The following is a 20,656-nucleotide window of genomic DNA, read 5'->3' as shown; positions in this document are numbered from 1 at the left end:
ATCGCGTACCATGCGACGGGGAAAGCGACGCGGGAGCGGTTTCCTGCAGCGGACGAGCTGCAGATTATCCCCCGCTTCGCGTTTGAGCAGGTCGACGTCCGCGGCAAATACGTCGTCGTCATGTCACATAACCTGGACCTGGATCGGGAGGCGGTCCACCGGATGCTCACCCCGGAGGTCAAGTATGTCGGCCTGGTTGGCTCCAGCTACCGGCTGAAGAAGATTTTGGAGCCGATACGTCAGCCTGGCGAGCCGGAACGCAAGATCGACCCTGCGCTGCGGGATAAGCTCTATTCGCCAGTAGGGCTGGACATCGGTGCGGAAACCCCTGAAGAGATTGCGATGAGTATCTTGGCAGAAATTACCGCAATCAAAAATGGACGCTCCGGCGGGTTTCTGCGTGATCGGAAAGGGGCCATCCGCGGGGGAGGAACTGACGCTTCATTGAACGCTTCGACTTCGAGTCCATCATTTCTTGACGAACCTGCCTTTCCGGAGTCCTGCCGTGTCTAAGCGCAGAGCTGGGTCAGGGGATGTATGGGCGTTAATCCTCGCGGGCGGCGCTTCCAGGCGTATGGGCGAGCCGAAGCTGCTGCTGCCAGCACCGCGCGGAAATCTGCTGCAACAAACGATGCACCAGGTGTTGGCGGCAGGAAATGTTCAGATGGCGGTAATTACCGCGGAAGGCGGACCGCTTCGCCAAGAAGATACGGAGAGTGTGCCGGTGGAATGGCTGACAACCTCGCAGGCCAATCGGGGGCTTGGCGCCTCGCTGTCGGCTGGAGTCCGGCAGCTAGAGGCGCGTTATGCACCTGCAGCGATTCAAATCATCTTGGGCGATCAGCCGGAGATCTCACCGGATGCGATACGGCAAGTGACGGAAGTGTTCATCCAAACCGGAGCCAAGATCGTGCAAGCGCGTTATGATGATCGACCGGCGCATCCCGTATTGTTTGCAGCGCCGTTGTTCCCTGAGTTGACTAAGCTGGACGGTGACGTTGGGGCCAAAGAGCTGCTGCAGCAATACAGAGAGCAAATCGTTGAGGTGAAGATTTCGAGAAATGCCCCCCGCGATATCGACACGCCGGAGGAATATGCGAGATACCGAGAGTCAGCTTTTTCTAGAATTTGACTTCGCTGCTGCGACACGATACGCTTAGATCATCAATCTATTGCGTGAGGGGGACAGGACATGCCGCTGATCTATCACTTTGATCCGGAGCAAGTCCGCATTCGTGAAACGGTAAATGAAGAGGACGTAGAATTCGAGTTGACTTTCCTGCAGAACGAGTCGCTGTTCTCGAACATGCGGGAAGTGCAGAAAAAGTTCGAGGATAATGACGTATACACGGATGTCTTGTTCTACTTGAATCAGGATCAGGAGCGCCAATACCGGATCATCGTTCGTAAAGATTTTTATGATGATTTCCTGCTTGCCTTAATGAAATACCGCATTGTGAACAAGCTTGAGTGGGTGGACTAAGCTGATGCCAGTCCTATATATAGAAGCAAAAAATCCGTAAGGGTGTCATTCATACCTTTACGGATTTTTTGCTTGCAGCTTAGTGCGTCGAATGCACCCGTTCCCTCCATTGTGCTCGTTTTGCGGCCCAAAACCGCCAGCCGGTCAGAAGCGCGACGACGAGACAGATGGTGGCGGATGTCATGAACACCACACGCATGCCGGACAGGAACAGGTCGGGACGATCCGGCACCAAGCCGGTGACGCGATGGCCCGCGCGACTGCTCATGACGCTAAATAAAGTTGTGGTCGCAACGGTAATGCCGACAACCATCCCCATATTGCGTACGAGCGAGTTGATGCTGCCGGCGATACCCAGCTGAGTTTTCGGGACCTTCGACATGATGAGCGAGTTATTGGGTGACTGGAATAGACCATTGCCCAGACCAAGCATCGCGATCCACACGCCCACCAAGGCCATCGAACTGCTGTCGTGTAAACGGGCCAGCCCGATTTGCGCGATTACCATGACGATGAGTCCGACGAAGGTCAGCAGCTCGGAGCCGATTTTATCGGACAATGCACCGCTCAGCGGGGCGACGATAACCATAACGATCGGGAACAGCATCATAAGGAACCCAGCATGAGAAGGCGAGAGGTTTAAGATGCTTTGCGTATAAAAGGGCGCGATGATATTAAAGCAGAAGTTGGCGACAAACACCAGGAAGCCGGCGAGAATACTTAAGCTGAACAACGGATTGCGGAATAACGTCAGTTGAAGCATCGGTGCTTCACTGCGCGTCTCGATCCACAGAAACACGAAGAACACGACAGCCGCCAGCACGAGCGCACCCACAATTCGGATGTCCTGATACCCGATCTGCTGGCCAAGCAGCAAACCGCTGAACAGTGCCAGAATAAAGACGGGGAACAGCGTGCTGCCCGCTTTATCGATTTTCACCTTCAGCTTGGTTCGGTCCGCCGGAAGCAGCTTCCAGCCGATGACAATCGCGATCAGGCCAACAGGAACGTTCACCCAGAAAATATATTCCCAGCCAAAGGCCGATACGATCACACCGCCAAGACTTGGGCCCGTGATACTGCCGAGCGACACGAAGGTTCCGGTGAAACCAAGCGCTTTGCCTCGTTCAGTGGCCGGGAAGATGTCGGTGACAATTCCCTGGCTGTTGGCCATGGTTAGCGAGGCCCCAAGCGCTTGCAGCAGCCGGGATCCAACAAGCAGCGGCAGGTTATGGCTAAAACCGCACAGCAGAGAGCCCACAGTAAAAATCACCATGCCCCATTTGAACACCTTGATTTTACCGACAATATCTCCAAGCTTTCCGAAGAACAGAATGGCCGCACAGGTCATCATCAAGTACGCAGAAACGATCCATTCCGCTTGAGCCACGGAAAGATGCAATTGTTTGGAGATCACAGGCAGAGCAATATTGACGATGCTGCCATCCAGCGTCGACATAAACGTAAATAAATTCAACACGATCAGAATCAACCAACGTTTCCGTTGAATGTCCGGATCATCCTGATAAGAAGTTGTGCGTAGGTCAGAACGTGGAGTCGTCATATCCATATCATTTCACACCTCTCTCTTCTCCATCCAAATTTGTTGCATCTGCAACCATTTTAAGCAATCCCAGTGTACTCCAATTTAGTTGCGAGCGCAACTGATTTCAGTTAAAATTTTCATAAATGAGATTTGTAAAAGAGGTGCAGGTCATGAACTACCCTTCCGTTGGGAAACTGATCTCCTATCTGCAACGGATCAACCAGAAGGAAGTCACCGCCTTGTTGAAGCCGTACGGGATCGGCGGAGGCGGAAACCACAGTTATCTGCTTGCAATATTAGCGACACCCGGGTTAAATCAAGACCAGTTAACGCACTTGGTGAAGTTTGATAAGGCGACCACAACCCGCTCCGTTAAGCAACTGGAGGAGGCCGGTTACATCGAACGGCGCGTGAATGAGCAGGACCGGCGGTCAATCTTGTGGTATCCGACGGAAAAGGGAAAAGCTTTCGAGCCAACGCTTCGGCAAATTTTAGCCGACTTTAATTTCCGACTGACGGCTGTGTTAACCGAAGAGGAAACAAAGCAACTCGAGCATTTACTTACGAAGATTTACGAGAGCAAGCTGAAAAACGACGAATATCCTTCAAAAAGCAGGTGAACCCATGGATTTGCAGATTCGGACAGGACGTCCCGAAGATTTGGACGAGATCATGGAAATGCTGCAGCGTTGCATTCAAGTGATGCAGGAAGGCGGCAGCGATCAATGGAATGAACATTACCCGAACCGGGACGTGTTAGCGGATGATTTACAGCGCGGGGTGTTGTTTGCTGCAGAAGCACAGGGGAAAGTCGCTGCGATCGTCGTTTTAGATGAAGAACAAGACGATTTGTATGAGACGATTGCATGGAAAGATAGCCAAGGCCCTCATTTAATCATGCACCGGTTGGCTGTGGACCCCCGGATGCAAGGGCAGGGCATCGCCCGCCGGGTGGTTGAGTTCGCTGAAGCTTATGCCCGTGAGCAAGGTTACCGCAGTTTGCGGCTTGACACCTATGCCCGGAACACCGCCGCCTTAAAATTATATCGCGGCCTTAGTTATGAGCAGCGGGGCGAGGTGCGTTTTCCAGGGCGAATAGATGTGTTTCCCGTGTTTGAAAAGGTCCTGGAGACGTTGTGAATCCCCGATGGTGAAGAACTAAAGGTAAATCGTATTGTTAATTCTCGTAATTTACGCTAATCGGGGCAATTAACAGTAAATCCTGCCTTTAATTTTGCCAATTTTCTCGAAAACACGGGGTTTGATCGAATTTAGCAGTACTTTTTGAAGTTAGTTCAAACAATAACGCCAGTTGGTGGAAAATGAACGGTAGTTTTTACTGTTATTGCACCATTTGCGTCCTATTTTCCCTGAAGTTACTGCCCGCGAAATGAACGATGATGAAACGAAGTGATATCCTGAAACAACGATTGACCGTCATCGGTCACGGTGAACTGATGATTAAGCGGGAGATACAGCGCCCGATACGGCTCGGGAACCCAGATATATTGATGGACGTAAGGTGTGGCAATAAATCCGCAATGGATCCAGAAGCGGAGGCGCTCCCGGTTCGTATCCGTGTCATCGGCTTCCGCTTCAATAATGATCGCCTCAGCGTGATGTTCAAACATGGCTAAGTTACGGATATCTGCGAAGAACTGAGTGCCAAAGCCTTGTCCTCTTACATCTTGACGCACGGCCATATAATCGAGGATCAATCGCTTGTGTCCCTGCTTGCTGCTCAGGCCGGTGACGCCCATCGCTATCGCTTCGCCGTCTAACAGCCCTGCGTGCAAGCTGGCGATTCCGCGATCCAACATGCTCTTCAGCACCTTTACAGGCTTGGCACCGTGCGGGAATGCTTCGCGATAGATGGGTTCGAGCTTGTCCCACCAAACGTCATCCCATTGGTTTAAGGTTGTGAATGTCCATTGCATTTTGGGCCCCCCATTTTAAATGTACGGTTACTTCTATTTTATCCTTCCACCAGCATTCAGGACATATGTCCTTTCCAAACGGCAGAAGATATCCTTTAATTAGGTATTGATATAAAGGATCGCGAAGATTCGAGAACGAGGAGAGAGACGATGAGGGGTTTGTTATTTGCGTTTTTGGCCGGGGCGTTCATCACCTTGCAAGGGGTGGCCAATACAAGAATCAGCGGCGAGATCGGCACATGGCCGGCGGCAGCGTTGACTCAATGTACCGGCTTTGTCGCGGCTTTGCTGATTTGGCTGATGATTCGTGACGGGGGGCTGAACGACTTGCGCAAGGTGAAGCCGCTGTATATCAGCGGCGGGGCCTGGGCAGCGATTATTATTTTTAGCAACGTCACGGCGATCCAGCAGGTTGGAGTCACTTTGACGATCTCAGCGGTTTTGATTGCCCAGTTGTGCATCACCTTTCTGATTGATAGCCTAGGTTGGTTTGGTGTACCGAAGCAAAAAATGCGGCTGCCGCAGTTTATCGGGATCGGCTTGATGATTGCAGGAGTAATTATTCTTAAATTTAACGGATGAGTGAATGGCCCAAGCCTCAAGGAGGAGAACGGATATGAAAGAAGTGGCAGACCCGGACCTGCTAAATGACTATATCGAATCGTATGGACTTCAGAAGGTATTTCCCAAAGCGTTGCTGCCTTATCTGACACTTCACGGGTTTGACCAAGGAGAGCTGATTTGCACGCAAGGCGAGCCATCGCATACCATGTACGTGCTGGTTCGGGGGAAGATCAAAATTTATAACACCTCTCCGGAAGGCCGTACGCTGGTCATTTCTTTTAAGAATCCGCTGGAGATCATCGGGGATGTCGAATACATTCGGGACGGGGATATCATCAATACCGTTGAGGCTGTGTCCCCGGTTCACATGATCGGGGTAGAGTACCGTTGGCTGCGGAAATACGGTGCGAATCATTCTCCGCTGCTAAATTTTTTGCTGGACATTATCACCAAGAAGTTCTATATGAAATCCAGTTCGATGAGCTTTAATCTGCTGTATCCGGTGGAGATCCGCCTGGCGAGTTATCTCTTGTCTGTTTCTTTCGACGAAGCGGATGCGCGGTTTCAGGGGAAGCTCGGCACCGCCGATTTGGCCGATGCGGCTAATTTGATCGGCACCAGCTATCGCCATTTGAACCGGGTGCTGCAGAAATTTGCGGCGCTTGGTTTGATCGAGCGAAGCCGCGAGGGCATCACGGTGAAGGATCGGGAAGGGCTTCGCAATCTGGCGAGCCGAAATATTTACGAATAGGGGGACGGAGAGACGTGCTGTTAGGAATATTGTTCGCATTAACTGCCGGAGCGTTGGTGGGGATGCAAAACGTGTTTAATACGAAGGTGAATGAGCAGACCGGCAATTGGACGACGACGACGCTGGTGTTAGGTCTGGGGTTTGCCGCCTCCTTTGTCATTGGACTGATCGTTGAAGGAAAAGAAATGTTTACGTCATTCCCCGGGATGCCGGTTTGGTTCTGGTTCAGCGGCTTGATTGGGGTGGGCGTTGTTACTTGCATGGTACAGGGTGTCAAACTGTTGGGGCCAACATATGCTGTAGCCATCGTGATGACTTCGGAGTTAGGATTTGCCTTGTTGTTTGATTCGCTAGGCTGGCTCGGCTTGCAGAAGGTTCCGTTTACGCTGAATCAATTGATCGGCGTGTTAGTGATTGTCGGCGGCATCTTCGTGTTTAAACTGGGCGGGGGAAGCGAAAGCGAGAAGGAAAGCTCTGTTCGGAAGAGAGAAGCTTTGAATTAAGCATGGAGTTAGGGGCGTCTAGTATGGAGGGAAACATCGATAAAATCGCCTGGATTCACCTGCGGGATGGTCGCATGTTAAATGTCCGTTCGAAGGGGAAAGAGCTGTTTTATGTGCCAGGCGGCAAAAGAGAACCAGGCGAGTCCGATCCCGAAACTTTGCAACGAGAGATTCAAGAGGAGTTATCCGTGACCGTAAAGCCGAATACGATCAACTATTTTGCAACGTTTGAAGCGCAAGCTGACGGCAAGCTCGAAGGGGTACTTGTACGGATGAACTGTTACTTTGCGGAGGTCGAAGGCGAGCTTCAACCCGCTTCCGAGATCGAGGAAATGGCTTGGCTCAGCTATGAGGAGCGCGATCGGACATCACTGGTCAGTCGGATGATCTTCGACAAGCTCCATGAGATGAATCTTCTATAACGGAAGGATGGACGACGATGATCATTAGACCTATCCAATCGGAGGACAATGCAGAGATTGAAGCGGTAATCCGCGATTGTCTGATTGAGTTCGGCGGGAACCGAGAAGGGCTGGCTTGGCAGGACGACAGCCTTCGCGCGCTTTCCCGCTATTATGAGCCAGAGGGAAGAGCTTACTGGGTCGTGGAGAAAGATGGCCGGGTGATCGGAGGAGCTGGGATTGCCCCGTTTGCTGATTCCAGCGAGGTGTGCGAGCTGCAGAAAATGTATTTGCGGCAAGAAATCCGCGGGACCGGGATCGCAGCCCAGTTGCTGGCGACCTGCTTAGACTTTGCCAAGCGTCATTATAAGCAATGTTATCTGGAAACGCTGCAGACGATGGAGGCGGCGAACCGTTTTTACCGCAAGCATGGCTTCCGGAAGCTGGAAGTTCCGCTAGCCGGCTCCGAGCATTTTGCCTGTGACGCCTGGTACATCATGGATCTTCATTCCTAACGAATACTGAGATTTGTTCTTCAAAAAACGCCATTTGGGCGTTTTTTTGTCGTTATAGGGCGTTCACCGACAAGCCGAGGGATTTCCCTGATGGGAAAGCAAGTGAAATTCGTTTCATAATGGAGTCAGAAGCTCGAATACCATTGATTCCCCATCAAAAGGCATTCATTTGGGCGATGAAGGAGTGAACACTTCCGTGAAACGAAGATCAGGACTTAGCTTTTTTAAGAAGCCGGAAACGATCTCGGGGAAATGGACCAAGATCGAAGAGAAAAGCCGGGAATGGGAAAATATGTACCGCGGCCGCTGGTCGCATGATAAAGTTGTGCGCACGACGCACGGGGTGAACTGCACCGGCTCTTGCAGCTGGAAGGTGTTCGTGAAGAACGGCATCATCACCTGGGAAAATCAACAGATTGATTACCCGTCCTGCGGACCGGATATGCCCGAGTTTGAACCGCGCGGCTGCCCACGGGGCGCCTCGTTCTCGTGGTACGAGTACAGCCCGTTGCGGGTGAAATACCCTTATATGCGCGGGAAGCTGCTGCGCTTATGGCGCGAGGCGATGACCAAGTCTCAAGGGAATCCCGTGCAAGCCTGGGCGAGCATCGTGGAGAATCCGGAAGCTGCAAGATCCTATAAGCAAGCCCGCGGGAAAGGCGGACATGTGCGCGTGACCTGGGAAGAAGCGTCCCAGCTGATTTCAGCCCAAATCCTTTATACCATTAAAAAATATGGGCCTGACCGAATTGCTGGATTTACACCGATTCCAGCGATGTCAATGATCAGCTACGCTTCGGGCGCGCGGTTCATCTCATTGCTGGGCGGCGAAATGCTTAGCTTCTACGACTGGTACGCTGATCTGCCGCCGGCTTCGCCGCAAATCTGGGGCGAGCAAACCGATGTACCGGAATCATCCGACTGGTATAACGCCGGATATTTGATCATGTGGGGCTCCAATGTGCCGCTTACGCGGACCCCGGATGCCCACTTTATGACTGAAGTTCGCTACAAAGGAACCAAGGTGGTGTCCGTAGCGCCGGACCATGCGGAGAACGTCAAATTTGCCGATAACTGGCTCGCGCCGCATCCGGGTACAGACGCTGCGGTTGCCCAAGCGATGACCCACGTCATCCTTGACGAGTTCTATGTGAAGCGTCAAGAACCGATGTTCTTGAATTATGCCAAACAATACACGGACATGCCGTTCCTCATATTGTTGGATCCGCATGAAGGTGGATATAAGGCTGGACGTTTCCTGCGGGCCAGTGATCTGGGGCGGGCGACGGAGCATGCCGAATGGAAGCCAGTCATTTACGACGAGGCGGCTGGAGAGCTGATCGTTCCGAACGGAACGATGGGCCAACGTTGGGAGAAAGACGTGAAGTGGAATCTGATTCTGGAGCGGGAAGACGGCACCCGGATCGAACCGGCGCTGTCGTTCGAACCGCACGGCGGAGAATGGACAGAAATTGTCTTCCCTTACTTCGATGCGGCAGGCAACGGCACGTTTACTCGGTCGATTCCGGCCAAAACGATCACTTTAGCAGACGGCAGCACCCGATTGGCTGCGACTGTCTATGATTTGATGCTTAGTCAATATGGCGTGAACCGCCCTGGCAGCACCCATACCGCCAAAGGGTACGATGATGCGGAATCGCACTATACGCCTGCATGGCAAGAGCGCATTACCGGTGTGCAGGCATCGCTGGTGGTGCAAATCGCACGCGAGTTCGCGCAGAACGCGCTGGATACTGGCGGCCGTTCGATGATCATTATGGGCGCCGGGATTAACCACTGGTTCAACAGCGATACGATCTATCGCTCCATTCTGAACCTGGTTGTGTTGACAGCATCCCAGGGCGTGAACGGCGGCGGCTGGGCCCACTATGTCGGGCAGGAGAAATGCCGGCCGATTGAAGGGTGGTCGACAATCGCGTTTGCCCGCGATTGGCAGGCACCGCCGCGGCTGCAAAACGCGACCTCGTTCTTCTATTTTGCTACAGACCAATGGAAATACGAGGAGATGAGCGCGGAATCACTGAAATCGCCAACCGGCGGGGAGATTCCATACCGTCATCCAGCGGACTACAATGTGCTGGCTGCCCGACTGGGCTGGCTGCCATCGTACCCGCAGTTTAATAAGAACAGCCTATCGTTCGCCGAAGAAGCGGCGGCTCAAGGCAAAACCGATAATGCGGACATCATCAAGCATGCTTATGAGCAAGTGGTGTCAGGCGAAACGAAGTTTGCTGTGGAAGACCCGGATGCACCGGAAAACTTCCCGCGTACGCTGTTTGTTTGGCGGTCGAACCTGATCTCCAGTTCGGCGAAAGGGCAAGAGTTCTTCATGAAACATCTGCTCGGCACGCATAACGGGTTGTTATCCAATCCGAACGAAGAGGAGAAGCCGGAGGAAATCGTTTGGCGTGATGAAGTGGAAGGCAAGCTGGATCTGCTAGTGGCACTGGATTTCCGGATGACAGCGACCCCGATGTATGCCGATATCGTCCTGCCTGCCGCAACCTGGTATGAGAAGGTCGACCTGTCCTCAACCGACATGCACCCGTTCGTGCATCCGTTTAACCCGGCGATCGATCCGCTGTGGGAATCGCGGACAGACTGGGACATTTACCGGTCGCTGGCCAGCGTCTTGTCTGAGATGGCGAAGGAACATATGCCGGGCGTATACAAAGACGTAGTTTCCTCTCCGCTGGGTCACGACTCGATGGCTGAAATTTCCCAGCCATATGGGGAAGTGAAGGATTGGAAGCGCGGTGAAGTCAAGCCAATACTTGGCAAAACGATGCCTAGCTTTACCGTGGTTGAGCGCGATTATACGAAGATCTACGACAAGTACATCACGCTGGGACCCAACCTGGAATCTGGCAAGGTGGGCGCGCACGGGGTCAGCTTCTCCGTGAAGGAAGAATACGAGGAACTGAAAAAGATCAACGGCGCTTACACCGATGATACGATCAAAAACGGTCGTCCGAAGCTGCGTACCGCAAGACAAGCGGCCAATGCAGTGCTGCACCTGTCCTCGGCAACAAACGGCAAAGTTTCGCAGAGAGCTTGGGAATCGGCTGAACAGGATACCGGCGTGGAGTTGAAGGATATCTCTGCAGATCTTGCGGCGGAACGCATCACCTTTGCGAACATTACCGCACAGCCTCGCGAGGTCATTCCAACTCCGGTATTCAGCGGTTCGAACAAATCAGGACGCCGGTATTCGCCGTTTACAACGAATATTGAACGGTTGGTGCCGTTCCGGACGTTAACGGGACGCCAGCATTTTTATCTGGATCATCAGATCTTCCTGCAATTCGGCGAGGCGCTGCCGGTTTACAAACCAACACTGCCGCCGATGGTGTTTGGTCCACGGGACAAACAGGTTGAGGGCGGCAAGGATGCACTTGTCCTGCGCTACTTAACACCGCACGGGAAATGGAACATCCATAGCACCTATCAGGATAACCTGCACATGCTGACCCTGTTCCGCGGCGGGCCTACCGTATGGATCAACAATGAGGATGCCGAAGCGCATCAAATTAATGATAACGATTGGCTGGAGGTCTATAACCGTAATGGCGTTGTTACGGCTAGAGCCGTAGTCAGCCACCGGATGCCCAAGGGCACGATGTTTATGTATCACGCCCAAGACAAACACATTAACGTTCCTGGTTCGGAAATTACGGGTGAGCGAGGCGGCAGCCATAATGCGCCGACGCGAATCCATTTGAAGCCAACGCAGCTCGTTGGGGGCTATGCCCAGCTTAGCTATGGTTTCAACTATTACGGACCTATCGGCAACCAGCGCGATGTGTACGTTGCCGTGCGCAAACTGAAGGAGGTTGACTGGCTTGAAGATTAAAGCGCAAATCGCCATGGTGATGAACCTGGACAAATGCATCGGCTGTCATACCTGCAGTGTGACCTGTAAGAGCACCTGGACGAACCGGGAAGGCGCCGAATATATGTGGTTTAACAACGTTGAAACGAAGCCGGGGATCGGTTATCCGAAACGTTGGGAAGACCAAGAGCATTACAAAGGCGGCTGGACGCTGCGTAACGGGAAGCTGGAGCTGAAATCCGGCAGCAAGCTGTCCAAGATCGCGCTCGGTAAAATTTTCTATAACCCGGATATGCCGGAAATGAAAGACTACTACGAGCCTTGGACTTATGATTACGAGAAGCTGACGAATTCGGGCGAGAAGAAGCACCAGCCTGTGGCCCGTCCGAAATCCGCCGTTACCGGCGACACGATGGACCTGGATTGGGGGCCGAACTGGGAAGACGATCTGGCCGGCGGCCATATCACCGGACCAAAGGACCCAAACATCGAGAAGATCGAAGAGGACATCAAGTTCAACTTCGAACAGTCGTTTATGATGTACTTGCCTCGTCTATGCGAGCATTGCTTAAATCCAAGCTGCGTGGCTTCCTGTCCATCCGGCGCAATTTATAAACGCGATGAGGACGGCATCGTCCTCGTCGACCAGGAAGCTTGCCGCGGCTGGCGTTATTGCATGACAGGTTGCCCATACAAGAAGGTTTACTTTAACTGGAAAACCAACAAAGCGGAAAAATGCACATTCTGCTTCCCAAGAATCGAAGCAGGACTTCCAACCGTGTGCTCCGAAACCTGCACCGGACGTATCCGTTATCTAGGCGTGCTGTTGTATGATGCGGATCGCGTGCAAGAAGCGGCATCTACCCTGGATGAGAAGGATTTGTACGAAGCTCAGCTAAGCCTGTTCCTTGATCCAAATGATCCGAAAATCATCGAGCAAGCCCGCAAAGATGGACTTTCTGAGGAATGGATCGAAGCGGCGCAAAATTCGCCGGTCTATAAGCTGGCCATCGAATATAAACTGGCCTTCCCGCTGCATCCAGAATACCGGACGCTGCCAATGGTGTGGTACGTACCGCCGCTCAGCCCGATCATGAGCCATTTTGAAGGCAAGGATTCGATTCAGAACCCGGATCTCATCTTCCCGGCAATTGAGGAAATGAGAACGCCGATTCAATACCTGGCGAATCTGCTGACGGCTGGGGACACGGAAACGGTAAAAATCGCTCTGCAACGGATGGCAATGATGCGCCAATACCAACGCGCACAATTCTCCAAGCAGCCGTTTGACGAGAAACGATTGGATCGCGTGGGGCTGACCGCACAACAGGTTGAAGAAATGTACCGTTTGCTGGCGATCGCGAAATATGAGGATCGGTTCGTCATTCCAACCTCGCATAAGGAGGGGTACATGGACCCGTACCGGGCCCAAGGCACCGCCGGATTTGGCATGGATTGTGACGGCTGCGGTCCTGCCACTCCGATTCCGGCGAGCACCGGCAAGAGTGGACGGGATCTGTATGAACAAAACTTCTATGGGGGGATCTGGCGTGATTGATCTGGTGAAACTGGATGCACATCGCGAGTTGTTCGGCTTTTTTGCCGGGCAGCTCGTTTACCCCGACAAGGAGACGTTCGCTTCCATTCAGGAAGGTGGGGAAGAGGCTTTCCCTGCTTCCGTCATGGAGCCGGTGTCGAAATACCGGGAACAGATGCTTGCACGAAGCATGGAAGAGATCGAGGAGCTTTACGTCGATACATTTGATTTTGAGAAGTCGTCAACGCTGTATATGACGTATTTCAAATATGAAGATTCTAAAGACCGCGGACAACTGCTGACCTCGCTTAAATTGGTTTACGAGATGTTTGGCATGGAGATGGTGGACCGGGAGCTGCCGGATTTTCTGCCGCTGATGCTGGAGTTTTTGTATGCGGCCGATTGGCTCCATCATCCGCATGGCTTGATGGCGATGCAGACGGTAATCTCGATTTTGGAAGACGGCACTTACCAATTAATGAAGTCACTGGAGTCGAAGGGGAACCCTTATTATCCATTAATCAAAGCCCTTCGGGAAACGTTTAAGCTGTGTTTGTCGCAGGAGGTGAAAGTCCATGAGCCTGTTTGAGCAATTTCTATGGGTGATTTTTCCCTATCTCTGTGTGGTCACGTTCGTGGTGGGGCATATCTTCCGTTACCGCTACGACCAGTTTAACTGGACGGCCAAATCTAGTGAGTTCATCGAGAAAAAACGGCTGATGCTCGGCAGCCTCCTGTTTCATATCGGGATTATCCCAGTTATTATGGGTCACGTGGCCGGGCTGGGGATTCCGAAGGCATGGATGAATGCGATTGGCGTCAACGAGCATTTGTATCATATCGGGGCGATGTATGGCGGTGGATTTTTTGGCGTGGTGACGTTTGCCGGAATGCTGATTCTGACAGCCCGTCGATTGACGATGAAAAACGTGCGCCGGCTCAGCTCCGCATCGGATATGATCGTTAACGGTTTGCTGCTGTTTATCGTTTTTATGGGGATGTACTCTACGCTGGTGACAAATAACGTGCAACCGGACTTTGACTATCGGGAGACGATATCCATTTGGTTCCGCAATTTGTTGATCTTGCGTCCGGAAGCCAGCTATATGTCAGAGGTGCCGATCACGTTCCAAATCCACATTTTAGCAGGTTTTATCATCTTTGCTCTGTGGCCGTTTACCCGGCTCGTTCATGTGTGGAGCGTACCCTTGAATTATGCCCGGAGAAGCTATATCCTTTATAGGAAGAATCGCTCGCATTCTGCGGGACGTTAAGGATTTGAGATTAGGGAGACGAGTTCATGAAACCAACCTCCGGTTGCTATCAGGTGATGATCGATCAATTAAGAGAGCAAATGGGGTATGATTTTGTGTCGCTGGCCTTTGCGGAGTCGGCGATCAACGACTTTGTACTTACCTGGAAATACGCTTCAGGCAATTTGAATAACCGCTACAAACGGATCGTCCTCCAGTCGGGTAAGGGGGTTGCCGGCATCGTGTTCAAAACCGGCAGCCCCATGCTGGTTCCCCGTGTAGACGAAGTGCTTCAGCCGCAAGAGCTGTACAATTTTCCGATCTTGCTCTCGGAGCGATTAACCAGCTTGGCTGCACTCCCGTTATATTTGGCGGATCGGGTGGAAGGCGTTCTCTTGGCGGGCTACCGGGGAGAGCAGCGGATGTCCCAGGAAGATTTGCTCCAGCTGTATGAATGGCTGCAAGGCCAGTTTGGGGATTTTGAGATCAAGGAGCTGATCCCATGAATCCGTTATCCTTGAACGTACCCATCGAGCTTCTGCAGAAGCAGTATGAGCAAAGCTCCGATGCAATCATTTTCTTTGATGCACAGCATCGGATTATGGCGATGAATCCTCAGGCCGAGAAGCTGCTGGATCGCCGGGTGCTGGAGGAATCAGCAGACACCGAGCACAACGCTTTTTGCTTCTCGTGCCGTGGATATACTAGTGAAGATGAACCGATGTCCTGTATCAATTGCTATCTTTCCAACACCAAGAAGGATTTTAGCTCCTTCCAGCTCTATTTGGAGACCAAGACGAAAGGCGTCGTCCCGTTTTCGGCCAGTTTTCAGACGGTGGACCAAGAGTCGGGGGTTCGGGTGCTGATCTTGCGCGATCTGACGAATCCCATCATGACGCAGCAAATGCTGAACCGCAATACTATGATGAAGAGCATTATTAAAGCCCAGGAGGATGAACGCAAGCGGATCTCCCGCGAGTTGCACGATAGTGTCGCTCAAGAGTTGATCAGCTCGCTGGTGGATCTTCGGGTGTTGAAATATTTGAATGTGCAAGAGGAAGCCTTGCAGAAAATCCAACAAACGGAGGCTTCGCTCACCCGATTGTTGGAGCAAATTCGCAATCTATCGGTGGAGCTGCGTCCAGCCTCCTTGGACGATCTTGGTCTGGATGCGGCTTTTCGTTCGCATTTCAAATGGATTGAGAAGAACTACGGGGTCGTCGTGCGTTTTGTGGCAGAGCTAGGCGGTCAGCGTTTTAACAGTGAGGTTGAGACGGTCGTCTACCGGGTATGTCAGGAATCCGTGCTGAACGCGCTGAAATATGCCAACGTAGACGAGATTGACGTCCGTCTATTTGCTTCCGAGCATACGCTGGAGCTTGTCGTTTCCGATCAGGGATGCGGATTTAACGTGAATGCAAACGATCCGAAGGGAACCGGACTTGGCATTTATGGAATGAAAGAACGGGCAGAGCTGGTAGGCGGAGAAATCACCGTGACTTCGCAGCGGGGGAAAGGAACGACCGTTCATTTACGGATTCCGTTGGCTGCCGTTACCCCGTAATGGTGCTGCAAACGTAAGGATTTTGCTTGGATAGGGGGGTATGGATCGTGAAAGTAGTAATCGCGGATGATCATGCGGTCGTCCGAAGCGGTTTTGCGATGATTATTAATTTTCAAGAGGATATGGAGGTCGTGGCGACGGCCGCAGACGGGATCGAAGCATACAAAATGGTAGCCAAACACCGGCCTGACATCCTGTTGATGGATCTCAGCATGCCTCCAGGCGAAAGCGGCTTGATCGCGACGGCCAAAATCCATGAGGATTTTCCCGAAACGAATATTATTATCCTCACGATGCACGATGACGAAGAATATTTATTTCATGTGCTTAAGAAAGGCGCCAGAGGGTATGTCTTAAAAAATTCGCCGGATGAGCAACTCGTCTCAGCCATTCGCATGGTGCATCAAGGAGGGGTTTATATCCATCCGAAGCTCGCCTCCTCCCTTGTCCGAGAATTCGTTAGCCAAGATCAGCAAGCCGATGAGAACAACCCTTACCAGCTGTTGTCTACCCGTGAGGTTGAGATTCTGCCGCTGGTCGCCAAAGGCTACGGAAATAAAGAAATCGCTGAAATGCTGCACATCTCCGTCAAAACGGTAGAGGCCCATAAAGCCAAAATTATGGAGAAGCTGAATTTGAAATCAAGACCTGAGCTGGTGGAATACGCAATTAAGAAGAAGCTGCTGGATTTCTAATGGAGGCCTATGACATGGAACGAGGAACACTGTTAAGTGAAACGCCCGCCATGCGTATTCTAGAGAACGAGCACCGTTATTTGGCTAGTTTGATCGGCGGAACAAGAGCAGTTGAATCAGGAACTTTACACGTTAATTGTTGAATAGTTTTCCAATAAAGTGTACAGCCCATAATCATTATCCAATGGTTATGGGCATTTTTGTGACCAAACCGGGCGGATAGGGAGTTTCCCTGGGCAAACGGGGGAAAACCCTATACAGGCCCCCAAAGCGGATCAGCTACAATACGAGTGGGGAAATCAATGGTCATTCAGAAGTCATTTTGGAAAAGGTGATCGATTTGATAAAAAAAGTTCAGTTACCGCTACAAACACTCAATTTGATCGTCGGTTTTGCCGTATGGGTCATTATCTCGTCCCTCGTATCCTTTATGGGAGAGGACATTCAGATCCCAGCCGATAAGGTCGCGATCATTACGGCTATTCCTGTCGTATTGGGTTCCGTTTTACGTATTCCGCTGGGGTATTACGCGAATATTTTCGGGGCAAGGTTGGTTTTTCTAATTAGTTTCATTTTGCTGTTGTTTCCAGTGTTCTACATTAGTGAGGCGAACTCTTACGTCGATTTGATCATCGGCGGGCTGTTCCTCGGCATCGGCGGCGCCGTCTTCTCCGTAGGCGTCACTTCGCTGCCGAAATATTATCCGAAGGAGCGTCATGGTCTGGTCAACGGCGTGTACGGTCTCGGGAATCTCGGGACGGCCGTGACTTCGTTCTCCGCACCGGTCATCGCGACGCAAATCGGTTGGTCGGCGACGGTCAAGCTGTACTTGATCCTTCTGCTTGTTTTTGCAGCGCTAAATCTTTTCTTTGGTGACCGTAAAGAGCCGAAGGTGAAAACGGCTATGATGGAACAAATCAAAGGCGTTTATAAGAATGAAAAGCTTTGGTTGTTCTCGCTGTTGTACTTTATTACGTTTGGTTCGTTCGTTGCGTTTACCGTCTATTTGCCCAATTTCCTGGTGACGAACTTTGAACTTACCAAGGTGGATGCAGGGATGCGTACCGCCGGATTTATCGCTTTGGCGACCTTTATGCGTCCGGTTGGCGGTTGGCTGGCGGACCGGTTTAATGCTTTGATGCTGTTGATCGTCATCTTTTCCGGGTTTACGCTTGCGGCTATCGTGCTGGCGTTCTCACCGACATTCACTTTGTACACCATCGGTTGTCTGGTAATCGCAATTGTTGCCGGTGCAGGAAATGGTGTCATCTTTAAGTTGGTTCCACAATATTTCAATAAGCAGGCCGGGATCGTCAACGGGATCGTGTCCATGATGGGCGGCCTGGGCGGATTCTTCCCGCCGCTGTTATTGTCCTATATCCATTCGGTAACCGGTCAGTATTCCATCGGTTTCATGCTGCTGTCGCAGGTCGCTTTAGCCAGCTTGATTCTCGTACTCTGGATGATTTATTCCGATAAGCTGAGTTTGTCTTCGGAAGTCTTCAACAATACAGCGCAAGGGATCCTGGTCACCGACCCGAAAGGCACCATTGTGGCTGTGAATCCGGCGTTTACTGCAGTAACCGGATTTAGTCAAGAGGAAGCGTTAGGGAAGAAGCCGAATATTCTGCGAGCGAATCGACAAGCCCCGGATTTCTATGACCGCATGTGGAAGAGCATTAAAGAAACCGGCATGTGGCAGGGGGAGATTTGGAATAAGCGCAAAAACGGTGAGATCTACTTACAGTGGCTGAATATCAGCACGGTTAAAGACGAAACCGGTGAGGATATCCGCTATGTCGGAACGTTCTCTGAGCTTCCAAAGGGAAAGGCGGAGAAGTAACGAATCCAGATTACATCAGAGAATAGGGGGAGAATCCAATGCCGGTTGGTCCATCGCTGCGGCAACTCCATGCCCATCAGGCCATTCATGACGGCGGCTTGGCAGGGGCGAAGTCAAAAACGGAGGAAGTTGAGCGTTTCTACGCCAGCGGAGATCTGGAGTTGGCAGAGCAGGCAACGAATGAATTGTTGGGATACTGGGAGTCGCGGATCCTGAGTCATGCGGATGCAGAAGAAGACGGCTTCTATCAAGAAGTAGTTGAGAAGAATCCAGACCTCCAGGAGGCGGTCGTACAATTAAAACGCGATCATGAACTGATGCGAATCGTCGTTCGCAGCATTCACGAATTGCGAGAGACCTCTGGTTGGAGCGCGGCTATTTTACACAAGCTTTATGCTTTGCTGGAGATCAATGAAATCCACAGCAGGGAAGAAGAAAGGTTATTGTTTTAGTGAAATAGGAAAAAGCGATTAAGCAGCGGGTATGTTTAATCGCTTTTTTTTCATGACTTGTAAACACGAATTACTCTGGTTTTTTGAGTTGCAGAGGCGGAGGAACCAGCCAGCCCTTTTCCTTGCTCATCCGTAAGATTCTAAGCCCCAATGCGGTTTTGGTGGCATGGTATTTTGCAAACAACGCGCCGATATCCTCTCGGATCGATAACCCCATGGCTCCGCTGCAACCGGCCAAAGAAGCTGCAGTATCCATGGCGATTTTCGCGGCGATCTCCGCATCGGCAAATCTGGCTCCTGGTGGAATATCCTCAAGCTTCGTTTCCGGTCGTTCCGGCAACATGGGGGAGGGGGTGATCCCATTGTCCGTCAACAGCTTGTCCAGTTCTTTAATCTCCAATTTAGCCTGATCCATCAGGTCCTTTAGAATCTCTTTCAGATCTTTGTCACCCGCATGGTACGTGAACAGCTGGTAGCAGGATAACATCATTTTTGCTGCCATCGAACTTTCCCATATCGTGAAAATTTCACCGTAGTGCATTGGCTCATGCTTCGGATTCCCGTCTAACACACCCATGAAGAAATCTCCTTTGCTTCGTCATTTTTGCTTACCGCAAGTAGTATGTCTCTTTAAGTCGTGTTGTATGAAGCCGAAACTATGGGGCTAGTAAGGAACCGTGACAAATGATTAGTAGCCGCATAAAAAACAGACCCTTTGGTGAAGGGCTTCCCGTCACTAAACTCGAGTTAGCGAGGATGCTGTTCACTTATAGGGCCTGCTCTTATTTTGAGATTAACGGTGCAACGAATATTGATTGGCTTTACTTAAGCTGCGAATCAGCTCAACTTCCTCCGCACTTAATTCGGGAGCTTCTGCAGCAGCAAGATTTTGCAGCAGCTGTTCGCGTGAGCTGGCTCCCGGAATGACCACGGCAACCGCAGGATGGGCGAGGGAATAGCGGATAGCCAACTGAGTAAGGTTGCGCTCCGGCGTCTCCAGGTCCTGCAGTTTGCGGCGCAGTTCACGGAGTTCATCCAGCTCGTAATCCAGCACACCTTTGGCGGGTTCGCGGTTCGCTGCCAGCGCACCGCTGGCTAATGGCCCTCGAGCTATTACGCTGATCTGATGCTCTTGCAGCAGGGGGAACACTTCTTCTTCGCCGCGCCGGTCTACGATACTATACTGGTTCATGACGCTGACGATGGACGAGCGAGAGACATATTCCCGGATGACATTCGGACGAATGGAAGATATCCCGTACTCGCGGATGACGCCTTCCTGCTTCAGTTGTTCAAACGCTTCGATCGTGTCATCGATGGGATCCTCGATCGTCCCGCCGTGCAGTTGATACAAATCGATATAATCCGTGCCGAGCCGGCGCAGACTATCTTTCACTGCCGAGAGGATATACGCTTTGGACGCATCCCAGACCCAGCCGTCTTGTCCAGGAATCCGCCGATTTCCGACTTTGGTTGCCAGAATAACACGATCCCGACGCCCCTTAATTGCCTTGCCGACGATCTCTTCATTGGTTCCGGCGTCGTACAAATCAGCGGTGTCGAGAAAGTTGACGCCCCGGTCCAACGCCTCGTGAATCAGGCCAATCGCTTTGGATTCCTCCGTCCCTAGCGACATGCAGCCCAGCCCGATTTCACTGACAATCAGCTCGGAGTTGCCTAAACGGTTCATTTTCATTTTCTAGACTCCTCGTATAGTATCTTTAAAAAGCTCTTTTAGGTTCATTTCCATCCCCCCGGG

General features: G+C 51.7%; 23 protein-coding genes. 19 read left to right on the top strand and 4 right to left on the bottom strand.

Annotated elements, in window-relative coordinates:
* From RW092_RS14925 to RW092_RS14915, 3 genes are all read left to right on the top strand, one after another.
* A partial coding sequence (locus tag RW092_RS14925; RefSeq protein WP_316010579.1) for an XdhC family protein occupies positions 1–513 on the top strand: 513 nt, incomplete at its 5' end.
* Entirely contained in the window at positions 506–1,132 is a 627-nt protein-coding gene (locus RW092_RS14920; protein ID WP_316010578.1) for a nucleotidyltransferase family protein, read from the top strand. The genes RW092_RS14925 and RW092_RS14920, both read left to right, overlap by 8 nt.
* A 60-nt stretch (positions 1,133–1,192) precedes the next feature.
* A complete protein-coding gene (locus tag RW092_RS14915) occupies positions 1,193–1,483 on the top strand; it encodes a hypothetical protein (RefSeq protein ID WP_016312199.1) in 291 nt (96 codons plus the stop codon).
* 79 nt (positions 1,484–1,562) lie between these two features.
* Here RW092_RS14915 and RW092_RS14910 read toward each other — a convergent pair whose 3' ends face one another.
* Complete coding sequence (locus RW092_RS14910) at positions 1,563–3,053, bottom strand: MFS transporter (RefSeq protein WP_028539467.1); 1,491 nt, start codon at positions 3,051–3,053, stop codon at positions 1,563–1,565.
* A 146-nt stretch (positions 3,054–3,199) separates the two neighbouring features.
* Between RW092_RS14910 and RW092_RS14905 the strand changes: the two genes are divergently transcribed.
* Both RW092_RS14905 and RW092_RS14900 read left to right on the top strand, forming a co-directional pair.
* Positions 3,200–3,649 (top strand): MarR family winged helix-turn-helix transcriptional regulator, encoded by a 450-nt coding sequence (locus RW092_RS14905; protein WP_028539468.1) that lies wholly within the window; start codon positions 3,200–3,202, stop codon positions 3,647–3,649.
* A 4-nt stretch (positions 3,650–3,653) separates the two neighbouring features.
* Positions 3,654–4,169, top strand: a complete 516-nt coding sequence (locus tag RW092_RS14900; RefSeq protein WP_316010576.1) for a GNAT family N-acetyltransferase — start codon at positions 3,654–3,656, stop codon at positions 4,167–4,169.
* Positions 4,170–4,405: 236 nt separating this feature from the next.
* On the opposite strand, the gene RW092_RS14895 is transcribed toward RW092_RS14900, so the two are convergent.
* Entirely contained in the window at positions 4,406–4,966 is a 561-nt protein-coding gene (locus tag RW092_RS14895; protein ID WP_085170711.1) for a GNAT family N-acetyltransferase, read from the bottom strand.
* 150 nt (positions 4,967–5,116) lie between these two features.
* Here RW092_RS14895 and RW092_RS14890 point away from each other — a divergent pair, with 150 nt between their 5' ends.
* From RW092_RS14890 to RW092_RS14825, 14 genes are all read left to right on the top strand, one after another.
* Positions 5,117–5,548 carry a DMT family transporter gene (locus RW092_RS14890; protein WP_316010575.1) on the top strand — a complete coding sequence of 144 codons (432 nt, stop codon included), beginning with the start codon at positions 5,117–5,119 and terminating at the stop codon, positions 5,546–5,548.
* A 34-nt stretch (positions 5,549–5,582) separates the two neighbouring features.
* Positions 5,583–6,281 (top strand): Crp/Fnr family transcriptional regulator, encoded by a 699-nt coding sequence (locus tag RW092_RS14885; protein WP_316010574.1) that lies wholly within the window; start codon positions 5,583–5,585, stop codon positions 6,279–6,281.
* Positions 6,282–6,295: 14 nt separating this feature from the next.
* A complete protein-coding gene (locus tag RW092_RS14880; RefSeq protein ID WP_016312192.1) occupies positions 6,296–6,784 on the top strand; it encodes a DMT family transporter in 489 nt (162 codons plus the stop codon).
* 23 nt (positions 6,785–6,807) lie between these two features.
* Entirely contained in the window at positions 6,808–7,206 is a 399-nt protein-coding gene (locus RW092_RS14875) for an NUDIX hydrolase (RefSeq protein ID WP_016312191.1), read from the top strand.
* A gap of 17 nt (positions 7,207–7,223) precedes the next feature.
* Complete coding sequence (locus RW092_RS14870; RefSeq protein WP_016312190.1) at positions 7,224–7,700, top strand: GNAT family N-acetyltransferase; 477 nt, start codon at positions 7,224–7,226, stop codon at positions 7,698–7,700.
* Between the two features lie 196 nt (positions 7,701–7,896).
* Positions 7,897–11,574 (top strand): nitrate reductase subunit alpha, encoded by a 3,678-nt coding sequence (locus RW092_RS14865; protein WP_316010573.1) that lies wholly within the window; start codon positions 7,897–7,899, stop codon positions 11,572–11,574.
* Complete coding sequence (gene narH / locus RW092_RS14860) at positions 11,564–13,111, top strand: nitrate reductase subunit beta (protein WP_085170708.1); 1,548 nt, start codon at positions 11,564–11,566, stop codon at positions 13,109–13,111. Before RW092_RS14865 ends, narH begins: the two co-directional genes overlap by 11 nt.
* On the top strand, positions 13,104–13,679 hold the full coding sequence (narJ, locus tag RW092_RS14855) for a nitrate reductase molybdenum cofactor assembly chaperone (protein WP_009223280.1): 576 nt from the start codon (positions 13,104–13,106) through the stop codon (positions 13,677–13,679). Before narH ends, narJ begins: the two co-directional genes overlap by 8 nt.
* Positions 13,666–14,364, top strand: coding sequence for a respiratory nitrate reductase subunit gamma (narI, locus tag RW092_RS14850; protein WP_016312187.1), 699 nt, complete (start codon positions 13,666–13,668; stop codon positions 14,362–14,364). The genes narJ and narI overlap by 14 nt, the downstream gene beginning before the upstream one ends.
* Before the next feature lie 26 nt (positions 14,365–14,390).
* On the top strand, positions 14,391–14,849 hold the full coding sequence (locus RW092_RS14845) for a GAF domain-containing protein (RefSeq protein WP_009223282.1): 459 nt from the start codon (positions 14,391–14,393) through the stop codon (positions 14,847–14,849).
* Entirely contained in the window at positions 14,846–15,907 is a 1,062-nt protein-coding gene (locus tag RW092_RS14840) for a sensor histidine kinase (RefSeq protein ID WP_009223283.1), read from the top strand. Before RW092_RS14845 ends, RW092_RS14840 begins: the two co-directional genes overlap by 4 nt.
* Positions 15,908–15,954: 47 nt before the next feature.
* Positions 15,955–16,602, top strand: a complete 648-nt coding sequence (locus tag RW092_RS14835) for a response regulator (RefSeq protein ID WP_036700661.1) — start codon at positions 15,955–15,957, stop codon at positions 16,600–16,602.
* Positions 16,603–16,942: 340 nt separating this feature from the next.
* Positions 16,943–18,445, top strand: a complete 1,503-nt coding sequence (locus RW092_RS14830) for a nitrate/nitrite transporter (protein ID WP_127576609.1) — start codon at positions 16,943–16,945, stop codon at positions 18,443–18,445.
* A 38-nt stretch (positions 18,446–18,483) separates the two neighbouring features.
* Complete coding sequence (locus RW092_RS14825; protein WP_316010571.1) at positions 18,484–18,897, top strand: hemerythrin domain-containing protein; 414 nt, start codon at positions 18,484–18,486, stop codon at positions 18,895–18,897.
* Between the two features lie 70 nt (positions 18,898–18,967).
* Here RW092_RS14825 and RW092_RS14820 read toward each other — a convergent pair whose 3' ends face one another.
* Together RW092_RS14820 and RW092_RS14815 are read right to left on the bottom strand one after the other, a co-directional pair.
* On the bottom strand, positions 18,968–19,474 hold the full coding sequence (locus tag RW092_RS14820; protein ID WP_009223288.1) for a DUF3231 family protein: 507 nt from the start codon (positions 19,472–19,474) through the stop codon (positions 18,968–18,970).
* 216 nt (positions 19,475–19,690) lie between these two features.
* Complete coding sequence (locus RW092_RS14815; protein ID WP_316010570.1) at positions 19,691–20,593, bottom strand: aldo/keto reductase; 903 nt, start codon at positions 20,591–20,593, stop codon at positions 19,691–19,693.
* Positions 20,594–20,656: the final 63 nt, after the last annotated feature.

It is taken from the genome of Paenibacillus sp. 3LSP, assembly GCF_032465655.1.
GTDB lineage: Bacteria > Bacillota > Bacilli > Paenibacillales > Paenibacillaceae > Fontibacillus > Fontibacillus barengoltzii.
Note: the sequence above shows the minus strand (reverse complement) of the source record. Positions and strands in the feature narration are given on the sequence as shown.